The 18150-nt window shown below is 36.6% G+C and carries 12 protein-coding genes; 2 read left to right on the top strand and 10 right to left on the bottom strand.

Translation table 11 applies throughout. The annotated features are described in order from the left end of the window. Positions 1–18: 18 nt before the first annotated feature. A complete protein-coding gene (locus tag BTM19_RS11305) occupies positions 19–591 on the bottom strand; it encodes a GNAT family N-acetyltransferase (protein ID WP_069796837.1) in 573 nt (190 codons plus the stop codon). Between the two features lie 251 nt (positions 592–842). Between BTM19_RS11305 and BTM19_RS11300 the strand changes: the two genes are divergently transcribed. Next, positions 843–1298 (top strand): hypothetical protein, encoded by a 456-nt coding sequence (locus BTM19_RS11300; RefSeq protein WP_038677971.1) that lies wholly within the window; start codon positions 843–845, stop codon positions 1296–1298. 322 nt (positions 1299–1620) lie between these two features. Here BTM19_RS11300 and BTM19_RS11295 read toward each other — a convergent pair whose 3' ends face one another. Together BTM19_RS11295 and BTM19_RS11290 are read right to left on the bottom strand one after the other, a co-directional pair. Beyond that, entirely contained in the window at positions 1621–2112 is a 492-nt protein-coding gene (locus BTM19_RS11295) for a kinase (RefSeq protein ID WP_081324839.1), read from the bottom strand. Positions 2113–2652: 540 nt separating this feature from the next. After that, the gene (locus tag BTM19_RS11290) at positions 2653–3843 is read right to left on the bottom strand and encodes a glycine C-acetyltransferase (protein WP_029377923.1); all 1191 of its coding nucleotides are present in this window, start codon (positions 3841–3843) and stop codon (positions 2653–2655) included. Positions 3844–4035: 192 nt separating this feature from the next. Here BTM19_RS11290 and BTM19_RS11285 point away from each other — a divergent pair, with 192 nt between their 5' ends. Continuing rightward, complete coding sequence (locus BTM19_RS11285) at positions 4036–5214, top strand: M20 family metallopeptidase (RefSeq protein ID WP_038677967.1); 1179 nt, start codon at positions 4036–4038, stop codon at positions 5212–5214. A 402-nt stretch (positions 5215–5616) separates the two neighbouring features. Here the strand turns inward: BTM19_RS11285 and tuf are convergent, their stop codons facing one another. From tuf to rpoB, 7 genes are all read right to left on the bottom strand, one after another. After that, on the bottom strand, positions 5617–6804 hold the full coding sequence (tuf, locus tag BTM19_RS11280; RefSeq protein WP_029377925.1) for an elongation factor Tu: 1188 nt from the start codon (positions 6802–6804) through the stop codon (positions 5617–5619). Positions 6805–7020: 216 nt separating this feature from the next. After that, the gene (fusA, locus tag BTM19_RS11275) at positions 7021–9111 is read right to left on the bottom strand and encodes an elongation factor G (protein ID WP_029377926.1); all 2091 of its coding nucleotides are present in this window, start codon (positions 9109–9111) and stop codon (positions 7021–7023) included. A gap of 119 nt (positions 9112–9230) precedes the next feature. Continuing rightward, on the bottom strand, positions 9231–9701 hold the full coding sequence (rpsG, locus tag BTM19_RS11270) for a 30S ribosomal protein S7 (RefSeq protein WP_002484155.1): 471 nt from the start codon (positions 9699–9701) through the stop codon (positions 9231–9233). A 70-nt stretch (positions 9702–9771) separates the two neighbouring features. Next, entirely contained in the window at positions 9772–10185 is a 414-nt protein-coding gene (gene rpsL / locus BTM19_RS11265) for a 30S ribosomal protein S12 (RefSeq protein ID WP_002484156.1), read from the bottom strand. A 94-nt stretch (positions 10186–10279) separates the two neighbouring features. Continuing rightward, positions 10280–10534 (bottom strand): ribosomal L7Ae/L30e/S12e/Gadd45 family protein, encoded by a 255-nt coding sequence (locus BTM19_RS11260; RefSeq protein WP_038677964.1) that lies wholly within the window; start codon positions 10532–10534, stop codon positions 10280–10282. A 233-nt stretch (positions 10535–10767) separates the two neighbouring features. Continuing rightward, entirely contained in the window at positions 10768–14364 is a 3597-nt protein-coding gene (rpoC, locus tag BTM19_RS11255) for a DNA-directed RNA polymerase subunit beta' (protein ID WP_162471898.1), read from the bottom strand. A 169-nt stretch (positions 14365–14533) separates the two neighbouring features. Continuing rightward, the gene (gene rpoB, locus BTM19_RS11250; protein WP_029377929.1) at positions 14534–18085 is read right to left on the bottom strand and encodes a DNA-directed RNA polymerase subunit beta; all 3552 of its coding nucleotides are present in this window, start codon (positions 18083–18085) and stop codon (positions 14534–14536) included. Between the last annotated feature and the right edge of the window lie 65 nt (positions 18086–18150).

Below are 18150 nucleotides of genomic sequence, written 5' to 3'. Positions count from 1 at the left end.
ACTCCTTCCTTTCTCGGTTTATGTTTTTAATATTTCATCATGTGTATTTAGATAATAAACGTAATGATCTGTCCATTGACCATTTTCAAATATAAATCCCTTACGGACACATTCATATTGGAATCCTACTTTTTCAATTAAATTCACAGACCTCGGGTTATCGATATTGATATGAGCCTCAACTCTATGAAATTTGAGTGTATCGCGGCATTGTTTAATCAATTCTGTTAATGCTTCATAAGCAAATCCTTGATGCCAATGTTGGTTATGAATAAAATAGCCAATCTCCGCCCACTGAAAATTACCACGACTTAAATTTTTAATATTAAGCATGCCTAAATGATTATGTGCTTTATCAAAGATGCCAAAGATGTATAAATCATCCGATTTAATTGCCTCTTGATGTCTAGTTACTAGAGCTGCAAACCATGGTTCGGTAGCATCTGACATATCTAATTGACCCTTGTCATGTTTATATTGAGATGGTTTTCTATTTACAAAACCTCGTAACCATGATTCATAATCATTTTCTTCCAACGGTCTAATGATAAGACGTTGTGTTGTGAAATGCAACCATAAATTTTTATCCATTAACTAGCCCCTTATAACACGTTTATTTAACACAAATATACGATTCAAACAGGTGAAATGATAGTTATTTTTTATCATCATAAATTGAATTTACTACAGTATTATTAATATATTACCTTTTTACTGTGCGTTAAAACTTTCTTTAAAGGGTATATAAGTTAATGAAAGCGCCATCAACATTAGATATAGTATTTTCAAGTATTTACTTAACATATGCCAATAAAGATTTGATATCTTAGGAGGTTGTTATAATGAATAAAACAGACACTTCAAAAATTTTCTTTATGTTTTTCGGTATTTTGTCATGGTTGTCAGCGATGATTCTATTTATTTTACCTACACTTCCGCCTTACCAAGATTACATTAAAACTCAAGGTGGTATGGCAATAGGATGGATTATTTTGTTACTTGTGTTTATCACACTATTTTACATTGCCATTTTAATTCTAGATATTTATAGTCCGATTGCTACACAAGTGGTTCAATTTGTATTATTAACAGTCGTTATTGTCTGTGCTATACCATCAATAACAGCATTTATCTTAGCATCCTTTGTTATTAATATTAGTATCGTGGAAATATTTATTCCAATCATACTTGTAATCTTAGCAAGTATGCTGCATATTTTATGGTTTGCAATTCCTTTTATGCAAAATAAAGAAAACCGAGATAAAACTAAGCCTAAAACAAATCCATTTAAACAATAATAACCTCTAAAGAACTACTGCTATAAAGAACCACTTCTATAAAGAACCACTTCTAAATTTATTTAGTTAGTGGTTCTTACACATGAGCTTTTGCTCAAGTGTTCCGCTCTCGCAGATTAAAAGTATTTATGCATACCTTTTTCTTTTATAATACACGCAATAAATTAACTATTTTAAGGTATGGATCATATAACTCATGCCTATATTATTTTCAGGATTTGCATCCTTGTCAAAAAGTAATTAACACAACTAAATGATTTTATTATAAGTAAATTCATATAATTGCCTTTTTTAGTAGATTAAGTTGTCAAAATGCATTGAATTATAACACGCCTATATCCTTAAATATCATATTTATAATATAATCTTCAGTCATTGATTCAGTAATATATTTTTCTCCTTGTACATTTAGCGTATCTTCCGGAACAAACCACTTAGACATTGCCGTTTCATCAAAGTCTGTTTGTTGTTTAGTATAATGTCTACGGACTGTTTCTTGAAATGGAAGATCAAAATAATATACGTGCACATTGGCGTTAGAGTTTTTAAAAAGTTCATTGAGCATCGTTCCATACTTATGTCTATTTAAAATACCTTCTAATATGACATAGTCACAATGATTTATACCATAATCTACGATTTCTTTTATTAATTGAATTGCTAAATTACCAGGTCGATCATGAACGTTGAGCATCTGTCTGCGTACTTCATCTTGACCTATTAACATCACACCTTCTCCTAAATGCTGTTGTATACGTTTAGCAATGGTTGATTTACCACTACCAGAATTTCCTCTAATAATAATAAGGTGCACCGTTATTTTCACCTCTCTAAAGAACCACTTCTATAAAGAAGCACTTCTAAATTTATTTAGTTAGTGGTTCTTACACATGAGCTTTTGCTCAGGTGTTCCGCTCTCGTTAGTTAGTAGTTCTTACACATGAGCTTTTGCTCAAGTGTTCCGCTCTCGTTAGTTAGTGGTTCTTACTCATGAGCTTTTGCTCAAGTGTTCCGCTCTCGTTAGTTAGTGGTTCTTACACATGAGCTTTTGCTCAGGTGTTCCGCTCTCGTTAGTTAGTGGTTCTTACACATGAGCTTTTGCTCGAGTGTTCCGCTCTCGTTAGTTAGTGGTTCTTACACATGAGCTTTTGCTCAAGTGTTCCGCTCTCGTTAGTTAGTGGTTCTTACACATGAGCTTTTGCTCAAGTGTTCCACTTAATCTCATATCGTTACATTTATTTGGTTATTATATATTAATATAAAACGAGACAGCATTCTAAGTTCTACAACTAGAATACTGCCTGTTTTCATTAATACAATCAAGCACATATCCCATATGTCGCTTGTTCGATTACTATTTAATTGTGCCTAGTTCTTTCCCAACTTTTTCAAAAGCTGCCAAAGCTTGATCTAACATTTCTTTTGTATGAGCTGCTGTAGGCATATTACGTACACGTCCAGTACCTTTAGGAACTGTTGGGAAGACGATTGATTTCACATAAACGCCTTCATCTTTTAAGCGACTACTAAACGCTTGTGTTTCCTTTTCATCACCGATAATTACAGGTGTAATTGGTGATTCTGAGTTACCAATATCAAAACCTAATTTTTGTAAGCCTTCTTTTAAATAATTACCGTTTTCCCAAAGTTTATCATGCAATTCTGTAGATGCCATTAATTTCTTCACGGCCTCTGTAATCGCTTTTGTATCGCCAGGAGCTAATGATGTTGAGAATAAAAATGGTCTAGATTGTGCTTTTAACCAATCAATTAAAGATTGCGTACCTGCTACATAACCACCCACAACACCTATTGCTTTTGATAACGTACCAATTTGAAAATCAATCTTATCTTGTAATCCGAAGTGCTTAACTGTTCCCGCACCTTTACCCATTACGCCTGAACCATGTGCATCATCGACATAAGTAATCAGACCAAATTCTTCGGCGATTTCTACGATTTCTGGTAACTTAGCTACGTCACCGTCCATGCTAAATACGCCATCAGTAATATACATTACTTTATTATATTGACCAGATTCTACAGCTTCTTTCGCTTTTGCTCGTAAATCTTCCATATCTGAATGGTTTACACGAATAATTTTCGCTTTAGATAAACGGCAACCATCAATAATAGAAGCATGGTTTAATTCATCTGAAAGAATTGCGTCATTTTTGTTCATAACCGCTGAAATAGCTGCCATATTACAATTGAATCCTGATTGATACGCAACGGCTGCTTCAGTTCCTTTGAATTCTGCAAGTGTTTGTTCTAATTCATCATGCACGTCTAAGGTACCATTGATTGAACGTACCGCACCAGCACCAACGCCATGTGAATCGATTGCATCTTTTGCTGCTTGCTTTAAGTCTTCGTCTGTTGCTAGTCCTAAATAGTTGTTTGAAGATAGATTTACATAAGTTTTCCCGTTAATAGTAATTTCAGGGCCATTTGCACCTTCAATTGTGTCTATTTCATTATATAATCCGTTATCTTTCAAATATTGAATATTTTCATCTAAAAAGCCATGTAGTGACTGAACCACTGCAAGTCCCCCTTTGAATTATCTTAGTTTTTCAAATTAATCATAACCTATTTTAATAAAAGTGGAAAGTATTATAAGCACACGTCACAATGCAACTCTCACAACATAAATTACCAAATATCAATTGTACCTACAGTTGTGCATTATTAAGTGGTATAATAGTGAAAAATGTTCAAGGAAGAAGGGTTGAAGTTGTTTGATTGGTTTCAACTAGCACAACAAAAAGAAAGTAGGATGGTACAAGTTCGACGTTACCTCCACCAATACCCCGAATTATCATTTGAGGAATATCACACACATGACTTTATACTAAATCAATTAAGTCAATTATCGTGCGAAATTCGTACTCCTGTAGGGCGTAATGGTATCGTAGCTACATTTAAAGGCCATGGTGATGGGCCTACTGTTGCGCTTCGTGCAGACTTTGATGCACTACCAATAGATGAATTAACAGAAGTAGACTATAAATCTAAAAATCCTGGTGTTATGCATGCATGTGGTCATGATGGTCATACGGCCATTTTATTAGGTGTTGCAGAAATCATTGAAAATCACTTATCCTTTTTAAATGGTGATGTCGTATTAATCTTTCAATATGGTGAAGAAATTATGCCTGGTGGCTCTCAAGAGATGATTGATGATGGCTGTCTACAAGACGTTGATAAGATATACGGAAATCATTTATGGTCTGGATATCCCACGGGTACTATTTATTCACGTCCTGGTGCATTAATGGCTTCTCCTGATGAGTTTAGGATTACAATCCAAGGTAAAGGTGGACATGGTGCTAAACCGCAAGAAACGATAGATCCTGTCGTAATTATGGCAGAATTCATTATGAGCGCACAAAAAATTGTTTCTCGTACGATTGACCCTGTAAAACAAGCTGTAATTAGTTTTGGCATGGTACAAGCAGGTTCTGCGGATAACATTATTCCAGATTCTGCATTTTGTAAAGGGACTGTACGTACATTTGATACAGAAATTCAAGCTCATGTTATGACTAAAATGGAGAAATTACTTCAAGGCTTAGCCGTGGCTAATGACATAACGTATGACTTCGACTATATTAAAGGATATTTACCTGTACACAACCATCAAGATAACTATGAAATAGTTAAACAGGCCGCTAATGACATGAACTTAAGATTCAATGAATCAGACCTAATGATGATTGGAGAAGACTTCTCGCACTATTTAAAAGTACGTCCAGGCGCATTCTTTTTAACTGGGTGTGGTAACCCTGAAATTGATGCTATACATCCACATCATAGCCCATGTTTTAATATTGATGAACAAGCGATGAAATACGCAACAAGCGAATTTTTAAAAATATTAGAACTCGAAAAAGTAATTATTAAAGCACCTTAGTCATTTTATGACTTAGGTGCTTTTATGCATGAGCTTTTGCTCAGGCGAACCTCTATTTACCTTAGTCATTTTATGACTTTAAAGACTGACTTATTCAGCAAAACTGAATTAGTCAGTCTTATGCATTTGCATAAGCAAATGTATACCTTTATATAATAAAAGAGGCACAAGAACCAAATTGTCGCTTTGTGCCTTTCCTCTATTTACCTTAGTCATTTTATGACTTTAAAGACTGACTTATTCAGCAAAACTGGATTAGTCAGTCTTATGCATTTGCATAAGTAAATGTATACCTTTATATAATACAAAGAAGCACAAGATTCCAACTGGAACCTTGTGCTTTTTCATAAAAAAAGCCCCCGAAGGAGGCTTTAAAAAATCTATCAAAGATAGAAAATTATATTATTCGTTGATTACAGTAACAACGCCTGATCCAACAGTACGTCCACCTTCACGGATAGAGAAACGAGTACCGTCTTCAATAGCGATTGGAGAAATCAATTCAACGTTCATTTCTACGTTATCGCCAGGCATAACCATTTCAGTACCTTCTGGTAAAGTAACAACACCTGTTACGTCAGTAGTACGGAAATAGAATTGTGGGCGGTAGTTAGTGAAGAATGGTGTATGACGACCACCTTCATCTTTTGATAAAACATAAACGTCAGCTTTGAATTTAGTATGTGGTGTAATAGTACCAGGAGCAGCTAAAACTTGACCACGTTGGATATCATCACGTGAAACACCACGTAATAATGCACCAATGTTGTCACCAGCTTCAGCGTAGTCTAATAATTTACGGAACATTTCTACACCAGTAACTGTTGTTTTGCTTGACTCTTCTTGCATACCGATGATTTCGATTTCTTCACCGACTTTGATTTGACCACGTTCAACACGGCCTGTAGCAACAGTACCACGACCAGTGATTGAGAATACGTCCTCAACTGGCATCATGAATGGTTTGTCAGAATCACGTTCTGGAGTTGGGATGAAATCATCAACTGCTTGCATTAAGTCTAAGATTTTTTGCTCATAGTCAGCGTCGCCTTCAAGAGCTTTTAATGCTGAACCAGAGATTACAGGTACATCGTCACCTGGGAAGTCATATTCGCTTAATAAGTCACGAACTTCCATTTCTACTAATTCTAATAATTCTTCATCGTCAACCATGTCAACTTTGTTTAAGAATACAACTAATGCTGGAACACCAACGTTACGTGATAAAAGAATGTGCTCACGAGTTTGTGGCATTGGGCCATCAGCAGCAGATACTACTAAGATAGCTCCGTCCATTTGTGCAGCACCAGTGATCATGTTTTTAACATAGTCAGCGTGACCTGGGCAGTCAACGTGCGCATAGTGACGTTTTTCAGTAGTGTACTCAATGTGAGAAGTATTAATAGTAATACCACGTTCTTTTTCTTCTGGAGCGTTGTCAATCATGTCATATGATTGTGCTACAGAGTCACCATTTTTTGCTAATACAGTTGCGATAGCAGCTGTTAAAGTAGTTTTACCATGGTCAACGTGACCAATAGTACCAATATTGGCATGTTCTTTTGAGCGGTCAAATTTTTCTTTAGCCATTATAAAATCTCTCCTATTCGTTAGAAAATTATTTTTAATTTATCTCTCATGACAGTTTCTCACCATCATGAGAAGATGGGTTGTAATTTGGAAATAAAGGACCATACAGTACCTTTATAATGCATTTTTCCCAAAAAATCAATTGATAAAACAATAAGCTACTTAATTAAGCTTTATGTGTATTGTACAGACAGTTGTCGCACAAAACAAGTTTAATTATTCGGCTTTATTGCCACTGTTTTTCTTAACAATTTCTTCAGCAATTGATTTTGGAACTTCAGCATAGTGATCAAAGTACATTGTATAAGTACCACGACCTTGAGTGTTAGAACGTAATGAAGTTGCATAACCGAACATTTCTGAAAGTGGTACAAAAGCATTTACAACTTGTGCATTACCACGAGGTTCCATACCATCAACACGTCCACGACGAGATGTTACGTCACCCATGATGTCACCCATGTACTCTTCAGGCATTTCAATTGTAACTTTCATCATTGGTTCTAAGATAACTGGATCACATTTTTTAGCAGCTTCTTTAAGCGCTAATGATGCGGCAATTTTGAAGGCCATTTCAGATGAATCGACATCATGGTATGAACCATCAAATAATTTAGCTTTAACATCAATTAAAGGATAACCAGCTAGTACACCGTTTTCCATTGAATCTTTAAGACCTGCTTCAACTGATGGAATGTATTCACGAGGAACTACACCACCAACGATAGCGTTTTCGAATTCGAAACCGCCACCTGTTTCATTAGGTGTGAATTCAATTTTAACGTCACCATATTGACCACGACCACCTGATTGACGAGCAAATTTACCTTGAACTTGAGCTGAAGCTTTAAATGTTTCACGGTATGAAACCATTGGAGCACCAACGTTACATTCAACGTTAAATTCTTTCTTCATACGGTCTACTAAGATATCTAAGTGAAGTTCACCCATACCACCGATAATAACTTGTCCAGTTTCATCGTCTGTGTGTGCATGGAATGTTGGATCTTCTTCTTGTAACTTAACTAAAGCTGTAGTCATTTTGTCTTGGTCTGCTTTAGATTTAGGTTCAACTGATAAGTGAATAACTGGTTCTGGGAAATCCATAGATTCCAAGATAATGTCATTCTTCTCACCACATAAAGTATCACCAGTACCAGTATCTTTAAGACCTACCGCAGCTGCGATATCTCCTGAATATACTGTGTTTAACTCTTGACGAGAGTTAGCGTGCATTTGTAGTAAACGACCTACACGTTCACGTTTGTTCTTCGTAGAGTTTTTAACGTATGAACCTGATGTTAACGTACCTGAGTAAACACGGAAGAATGTTAATTTACCAACATAAGGGTCAGTCATTACTTTGAACGCTAAAGCAGCGAACTCAGCATTGTCATCAGCTTTTGCGATAACTTCTTCTTCTGGGTTGTCAGCACGGTGACCAACGATTGGTTTTACGTCTAACGGTGATGGTAAGTAATCAATTACTGCGTTAAGCATTAATTGAACACCTTTGTTTTTGAAAGCTGTACCAACAAGAACTGGATAGAATTCAATGTTGTTTGTAGCTTCACGGATAGCATCTTTTAATTCAGAGACAGAAATCTCTTCATCAGCAAGATATTTTTCCATTAATTCATCATTAGTTTCAGCTACTGCTTCAATTAATGTTGAACGAGCTTCTTCAGCTCTTTCTTTATGATCTTCAGGAATTTCAATTTCTTCAATTTCAGTTCCTAAGTCATTGTTGTATTTGAAACATTTCATTTCAACTAAGTCGATGATTGCTTCAAATTCGTCTTCCGCACCAATTGGTAATTGGATTGGTTGTGCGTTTGCTTGTAAACGGTCATGGATAGTGCTTACTGCGTATTCGAAGTTAGCTCCTAATTTGTCCATTTTGTTTACGAAAACAATACGAGGTACGCTATAAGTTGTTGCCTGGCGCCAAACTGTTTCAGTTTGAGGTTCAACACCTGATTGAGCGTCTAGTACTGTTACTGCACCATCAAGTACACGTAATGAACGTTCAACTTCTACAGTGAAGTCTACGTGTCCAGGTGTATCGATGATGTTTACACGGTGGTCATCCCACTGTGCTGTTGTTGCGGCAGATGTGATAGTGATACCACGATCTTGCTCCTGTTCCATCCAGTCCATTTGTGAAGCACCTTCGTGTGTTTCACCAATTTTATGGATACGTCCAGTATAGTAAAGAATACGTTCAGTCGTAGTTGTTTTACCAGCATCGATGTGAGCCATGATACCGATATTACGTGTTCTATCTAAACTAAAATCTCTAGCCATGTATTTTTCTCCTTCCAGTATAACTGCGAATAAATACTATAAATATGGCGATGCCCTAAACACGTACCTGCGATAGTAATCTATCAATATGGAACATGTTCAGGGAAACAGCTACTATCCTACCAACGGTAGTGAGCGAATGCTTTGTTAGCTTCAGCCATTTTGTGTGTGTCTTCACGTTTCTTAACTGCGCCACCAGTGTTGTTAGCAGCATCTAAGATTTCGTTAGCTAAACGTTCTTCCATAGTTTTTTCACCACGAAGACGTGAATAGTTAACTAACCAACGAAGACCTAATGTAGTACGACGTTCTGGACGAACTTCTACTGGTACTTGATAGTTAGAGCCACCAACACGGCGAGCTTTAACCTCTAATACTGGCATAATGTTATCGATAGCTTCTTCAAATACTTCAACTGCTTCACGACCACTACGTTCTTTAACTAAGTCGAATGCAGAATAAAGAATTCTTTGTGCTGTTCCACGTTTACCGTCTAACATAATTTTGTTAATCAATTTTGTAACTAATTTAGAGTTGTGAATTGGATCTGGTAATACGTCTCTTTTTGGTACTGATCCTTTACGAGGCATAATATAAATCCTCCCTTCCGATTATAATATAATTCTTTAGTTTATAGCGAAAATTTACGCAATCTTAAACTTATTTTTTAGGTTTTTTAGTTCCGTATAATGAACGGCCTTGTCTACGTCCATCAACACCTGAAGTATCAAGTGCACCACGTACAATATGGTAACGCACACCAGGTAAGTCTTTTACACGTCCACCACGTACAAGTACAACACTGTGTTCTTGTAAGTTATGTCCGATACCAGGAATGTACGCATTGATTTCAATGTTGTTAGACAAACGAACACGAGCATATTTACGTAACGCGGAGTTAGGTTTTTTAGGTGTCATTGTTCCTACACGAGTACAAACACCACGTTTTTGTGGAGAATTTAAGTCAGTAAATTTTTTCTTTTTACTGTTAAAGTTTCTATTTAATGCTGGTGAATCAGATTTTTTAGATTTACTTTGTCTAGGTTTACGTACCAATTGGTTAATAGTTGGCATTGAATGTTCCTCCTCTCTTCTTTTATAATCCCACACATCCAGGTGGTTCATTTTAAGGGTAAATAAAATTTAGTAAGAATGATTCTTACTAATCTCATTTTACTAATGCAACAATAGTTGCACTAACATTTATACCTACATATTCTCCTAAAGCTTTTTTGCTTTTGAAAAATGAGACAGGCATGTGTTTGTGATTGATTTGGCTTAACACGCGAGTCATAAGATGAATCTCAACGTCTTCAGCAATAATCAATGATGTAACTTGATCTTTATTCAAAGCTTTGAGCGTTTGTTTAAGACCAATGACATGATGTTGTTTGTTAAAGCGTGCAACTTTTTCATTAGACATCAAAATATCCTCCAAAGTTCTGCTTGCATCAACCTTAATAATAATAACACTTTCAATACTACTGAGTCAACTTTTATTCGAACTTTTCAATAAAAATTTTTTGAACTTCAGAAGTCGGATAGAGACCACAATTTTAAATATGGTTTCATTGCTCTACTTCTATGGTCAATAATATTAAAGAGCCCGAGATATCAATTAACACCTCGGACTCTTAGCTTATTAAATACTAAATATTATATTTCAGTAGTTTGAACTTCTTCAACAATTTCAGTATCTGGTGTTGCTTTGTTGTATTCAACGTCTCTATAACGTCTCATACCAGTACCAGCTGGAATCAATTTACCGATAATAACGTTCTCTTTAAGTCCGAGTAAGTTATCACGTTTACCTTTGATTGCTGCATCTGTAAGTACACGAGTTGTTTCTTGGAATGAAGCCGCTGATAAGAAGCTTTCAGTTTCAAGAGAAGCTTTCGTAATACCTAGTAAGACAGGTTTAGCTGTTGCAGGACGTTTACGTTCTTTAAACGCTTCACGGTTAGCATCAGTAAAGCTATGAATATCTACTAATGAACCAGGTAATAACTTAGTATCTCCTGCTTCAATGATACGTACTTTACGTAGCATTTGTCTTACCATAACTTCAACGTGTTTATCGTCGATTTCTACACCTTGCATACGGTAAACTTTTTGAACTTCTTTTAATAGATAGCTTTCTGTAGCATTTAAACCTGATACAGATAAATAATTCTTAGGTTCGATTGAACCTTCAGTAAGTACTTCTCCACGTTCAACACCTTGTCCAACTTCTACTTTCAATCTTGAAGTACCAGAAGCTAGATAAGATTTCGTTTCGTTAGCACCTTTTATTACGATTTCTTGTTGACGGTCTTTAGCAAGTTTGATGTCATCAACGACACCTTCGATTTCAGTAATCACGGCTTGACCTTTAGGATTACGTGCTTCGAAAATTTCTTGGATACGAGGAAGACCTTGTGTGATATCGCTACCTGCTACACCACCTGTATGGAATGTACGCATTGTAAGCTGTGTACCTGGTTCACCAATTGATTGGGCAGCAATTGTACCAACTGCTTCACCAACTTCAACTTTTTCACCAGTCGCAAGGTTTTTACCGTAACATTTTTCACATACACCATGACGTGTATTACATGTAAATGCTGAACGGATATACATTTCCTCTATACCTGCATCTGTGATTTTCTTAGCGATTTCTGGCGTAACTAATTGATCTGGGTTAACAATGACCTCATCTGTTTCTGGATGACGGATTGTTTCTTTAGAATAACGACCTTCAATACGTTCGATGAATGGTTCAATCATTTCTGTACCTTCTTTGATATCAGAAACAAGTAAGCCACGGTCAGTACCACAATCTTCTTCACGGACGATAACATCTTGAGCCACATCAACAAGACGACGTGTAAGGTAACCTGAATCGGCAGTCTTAAGCGCTGTATCGGCAAGACCTTTACGCGCACCATGAGTAGAGATGAAGTATTCTAATACCGTTAAACCTTCACGGAATGATGAAGTGATTGGTAATTCAATAATCTCACCAGATGGCGCGGCCATAAGTCCACGCATACCAGCCAACTGTGTAAAGTTAGATGCGTTACCACGGGCACCAGAGTCACTCATCATGAAGATTGGGTTTGTTTCTTCGAGTGATCCCATTAGTTCGTTTTGAATTTGGTCTTTTGCATCAGTCCAAATTTCAATTACAGCATTGTAACGTTCAAAATCAGTGATTAAACCACGATTGAATTGTTTCGTTACTTTATCAACTAATTTTTCATGTTCATCAAGGATATCTTGTTTATCTGGTAATACCACGATATCAGATACACCAACAGTAATACCTGCTTTAGATGAGAACTTGAATCCTAAGTCTTTCATTCTATCTAACATCATTGACGTATCAGTGATGCTGAAACGGTTAAATACTTCAGCAATAACATTTCCTAAGAAATTCTTATTGAATGGTTTGATTAATTCTTGCTCATCAAAGTAAGCTTTTAATCCACCTTCACCAATTTCAGTTGGCGCAATGAAGTATCTTTCCGGCGTTTTATTTTCTAAATTCGTTTGTGTTGGTTCATTAATATATGCAAATGAATCTGGAATGATTTCATTGAATATTACTTTACCAACAGAAGTTAGCAAGATTTTTTTGTTTTGCTCTTCAGTAAATGTTGGATTGTTGAATGATGATGCATGTACACCAATACGTGTATGCAAGTGAACATAACCATTTGCATAAGCTTTGAGTACTTCATTTGTATCATTGTAAATCGTACCAGTATTCACAGCATCTTTACGCTCAAGAGTTAGGTAATAGTTACCTAATACCATATCTTGTGATGGCGTAACAACTGGTTTACCATCTTTAGGGTTCAAGATGTTTTGCGCAGCTAACATTAACATACGCGCTTCAGCTTGTGCTTCTTTAGATAATGGTACGTGAACAGCCATTTGGTCACCATCAAAGTCAGCGTTGTAAGCTGTTGTAGCAAGTGGATGTAAACGAATCGCACGACCTTCAACTAATGTAGGTTCGAATGCTTGGATACCCAGTCTGTGAAGTGTAGGTGCACGGTTTAAAAGAACTGGATGTTCTTTAATTACGTCTTCTAATACGTCCCATACTTCGTCATCCATACGCTCAATTTTACTTTTCGCATTTTTAATGTTTGTTGCAATTTCACGTTGTACTAATTCTTTCATTATGAATGGTTTGAACAACTCAAGTGCCATTTCTTTAGGCAGACCACATTGATACATCTTCAAGCTTGGTCCAACTGCAATAACTGAACGACCTGAGTAGTCAACACGTTTACCTAATAAGTTTTGACGGAAACGACCTTGTTTACCTTTTAACATATGTGAAAGTGATTTTAATGGGCGGTTACCTGGTCCAGTAACTGGACGGCCACGACGACCATTATCAATAAGTGCATCAACAGCTTCTTGTAACATACGTTTTTCGTTTTGAACGATGATGCCAGGAGCACCTAAGTCTAACAAACGTTTTAAACGGTTATTACGGTTGATAACACGACGATACAAATCATTTAAATCACTTGTTGCGAAACGGCCACCATCTAATTGAACCATTGGTCTGATTTCAGGTGGAATAATAGGAAGTACGTCTAAAATCATCCAAGCTGGATTATTACCAGAATGTCTAAATGATTCAACAACTTCTAAACGTTTAATCGCACGTGTAAGTCTTTGACCAGTAGCTGATTCTAACTCATCACGTAAATGTTTAAGTTCAGCATCTAAGTCTATTTCTTCAAGTAATTCTTTAATACCTTCAGCACCCATTTTAGCAGTAAATTTGCCTGGGAATTTATCGTAGTACTCTCTAAATTCTGCTTCAGATAACAATGTCTTTTTCTCTAAACCAGTTGGACCTGGATTTACAACAACGTATGAAGCAAAGTAAATAACTTCTTCTAACGCTCTTGGTGACATGTCTAATAATAGACCCATACGACTTGGAATACCTTTGAAGTACCAAATGTGAGATACAGGTGCAGCTAATTCAATATGCCCCATTCTTTCACGGCGCACTTTAGATTTAGTCACTTCTACGCCACATCTGTCACAAACCATACCCTTATAGCGTACGCGTTTGTATTTACCACAACTACATTCCCAGTCTTTCGTAGGTCCAAATATTCTTTCACAGAATAGACCATCTTTTTCTGGTTTTAAAGTACGATAGTTAATTGTTTCTGGCTTTTTAACCTCACCAAAAGACCATGAACGGATTTTTTCGGGTGAAGCAAGTCCTATTTTCATATAATGGAAATTATTTACATCAATCAAGGAGCCTACCTCCTTCAATTTAGATTAGCTGTGCAAATTGATTGATTGCTCTATATCAATAATAGAATAACCAATGTAGAGACTTAGTCCATTATTGAACTTTATCTCTACAAGGCTTATTCGTTTATAAACTTAAATGCAATTAGTCTGTAACTTCTTTTTGTGATTGCGGTGCATCTTTTTGTTGAAGATCCACTTTACGCTCAACGACATCATCATCTTCATTGTCTTGCATGTCAATTTCATTGTCATGCTCGTCCATGATTTTAACGTCTAGACCTAAACTTTGTAATTCTTTCATCAATACTCGGAATGATTCTGGAACACCAGGTTTAGTGATGTTTTCACCTTTAACAATAGATTCGTATGTCTTAACACGACCTACTGTGTCATCTGATTTATAAGTTAAAATTTCTTGAAGTGTATATGCAGCACCGTATGCTTCAAGTGCCCATACTTCCATCTCACCGAAACGTTGTCCACCGAATTGTGCTTTACCACCAAGCGGTTGTTGCGTTACTAATGAGTATGGTCCAGTTGAACGCGCATGTAATTTATCGTCAACCATGTGTGCTAGTTTCAACATGTACATTACGCCGACTGAAATTCTGTTATCGAATGGTTCACCAGTACGACCATCGTATAATACGGTTTTACCGTCACGAGCCATACCAGCTTCTTCAATTGTTGACCATACGTCTTCATCACTCGCACCATCAAATACTGGTGATGCAACATGGATACCTAAGTTTTTAGCAGCCATACCTAAGTGTAGCTCTAATACTTGTCCGATATTCATACGTGATGGTACACCTAGAGGGTTTAACATGATATCAATCGGTGTACCGTCTGGTAGATACGGCATGTCTTCTTCAGGAACAAGTTTTGAAATTACACCCTTGTTACCATGACGACCACACATCTTATCTCCTACGTGGATTTTACGTTTTTGAACGATATAAACACGAACTAATTGGTTAACACCTGGAGATAACGTATCATCTCCTTCTTCACGGTTAAAGACTTTAACATCTAGAACAATACCACCTGCACCATGAGGTACGCGTAATGATGTATCGCGAACTTCACGTGCTTTTTCACCAAAGATTGCGTGTAATAAACGTTCTTCTGCAGTTAATTCTGTTACACCTTTAGGCGTTACTTTACCTACTAAGATATCTCCATCATTAACCTCAGCGCCGACGTATACAATACCACGGTCATCTAAGTTTTTAAGCGCACTATCTGAAACGTTTGGAATATCACGTGTGATTTCTTCAGGCCCTAGTTTAGTATCACGTGCTTCTGATTCATACTCTTCAATATGAATAGAAGTATATACGTCATCTTTAACTAGGCGTTCACTCATAATCACGGCATCCTCATAGTTGTAACCGTCCCAAGTCATGAAACCAACAACTACGTTTCTACCTAATGCCATTTCACCAAGTTCCATAGAAGGACCATCAGCTAAAATTTCGCCTCTTGTCACTACGTCACCAGGAGAAACGATAGGTCTTTGGTTATAACATGTACCAGTGTTTGAACGTTTGAACTTAGCTAATGGATAGCGATCTAATTCGCCTTCGTATTCTTGACCATCTTCCTCAATAAGTTGACGAACAAGAACTTCATTAGATTCAACGTGCTCAACACGGCCTTTACGTTTTGCAACAATTGCCGCACCTGAGTCACGTGCTGCCACGTGCTCCATACCTGTACCAACAAATGGTGATTCAGGGTTCATCAATGGCACTGCTTGACGTTGCATGTTTGCACCCATCAATGCACGGTTAGAGTCATCATTTTCTAAGAAAGGAATACATGCTGTCGCAGCAGAAACAACTTGTTTTGGTGAAACGTCCATGTAATCCATTTTTTCTTTAGCCATAACTGTGTTATTACCACGGAAACGACAAACAACTTCATCATCTAAGAAACGACCATTTTCATCTAATTTAGAGTTGGCTTGTGCTACCACATAACTATCCTCTTCATCAGCTGTTAAGTAATCGATTTGCTCAGTAATGCTGTTTGTTTCAAGGTCTACTTTACGATAAGGTGTTTCAATGAAACCAAATTCATTCACACGTGCATAACTAGACAATGAGTTGATAAGTCCAATGTTTGGACCTTCAGGCGTTTCGATTGGACACATACGGCCATAGTGAGAATAGTGAACGTCACGTACTTCCATTTGAGCACGTTCACGTGTTAAACCACCAGGTCCTAGAGCAGATAAACGACGTTTGTGCGTTAACTCTGCTAATGGGTTAGCTTGGTCCATGAATTGTGATAATTGTGAACTACCAAAGAATTCTTTAATAGATGCAATAACAGGACGTATATTGATTAATTGTTGTGGCGTTACAGAATCTGTGTCTTGAATAGACATTCTTTCACGTACCACACGCTCCATTCTTGATAAACCAATACGGAATTGATTTTGTAACAATTCACCTACTGAACGTAGACGACGGTTACCAAGGTGGTCAATATCATCTGTGAAACCAATACCACTTAATAAGTTAAAGAAGTATGACATTGATGAAATAATGTCTGCTGGCGTAATACATTTCACTTCTGAATCAGGGAATGCATTACCAATCACTGTTGTTGTACGTCCTTCTTCATCATTAGGGACATAAACTTTAATCGATTGAATCTCAACAGGTTCATCAATTACTGTACCTTCTAATTCAAAGACTTCACTGTTAGCATTTGATTCTAATACGTCCATGATTTCATCTAAATTACGACGATCAAGTACAGTACCTTCTTCAGCTACAATTTCACCTGTTTCAGAATTAACAATTGGTTCAGCTAATTTTTGATTAAATAAGCGATGTTTTAAATGAAGTTTTTTGTTTGCTTTATAACGACCTACACTTGCTAAGTCATAACGTTTCGGATCGAAGAAACGTGAGTATAAAAGACTCTTAGCATTTTCAACTGTAGGTGGTTCACCAGGGCGCAAACGCTCATAGATTTCTAATAGCGCTTGATCTGTGTTTTCTGTACCATCTTTTTCTAACGTATTACGTAAATATTCATTATCACCTAAAAGATCAACAATTTCTTGATCAGTTGAGAAACCTAAAGCACGTAATAATACTGTTAATGGTAACTTTCTAGTTCTATCAATACGTACATATACAACATCTTTAGCATCAGTTTCATATTCTAACCATGCACCACGGTTTGGAATAATTGTTGCGTCAAAGTTTGTACGGCCGTTTTTATCTAGTTTTTCATTGAAGTATACGGATGGTGAACGAACTAATTGTGATACGATAACACGTTCAGCACCGTTAATTACGAATGTGCCTGTATCTGTCATTAATGGGAAATCGCCCATAAACACTTCTTGTTCTTTTACTTCGCCAGTTTCTTTGATAATTAAACGCACTTTAACACGTAGAGGTGCAGAATACGTTGTATCACGGTTTTTTGATTCTTCTAAATCATATTTCGGTTCTCCGAGTCTATAATCTACAAACTCTAAAGATAGATTGCCTGTGAAATCTTCAATCGGTGAAATGTCTCTAAACATTTCTAATAAACCTTCTTCTAAGAACCAATCGTAAGACTTAGTTTGAATCTCAATTAAATTCGGTAATTCTAATACCTCTGAAATTCTCGCATAGTTTCTACGTTTACGATGTCTTCCATATTGGACAAATTGACCTGCCAAACAGATTCACCCCTCAAAAATTGCGTGTTTACTTTTAGTAAATCACCAAATATAATTAGACAAAA

Source organism: Staphylococcus xylosus (genome assembly GCF_002732165.1).
Lineage (GTDB): Bacteria > Bacillota > Bacilli > Staphylococcales > Staphylococcaceae > Staphylococcus > Staphylococcus xylosus.
This window is presented reverse-complemented; position numbering and strand designations above follow the sequence as displayed.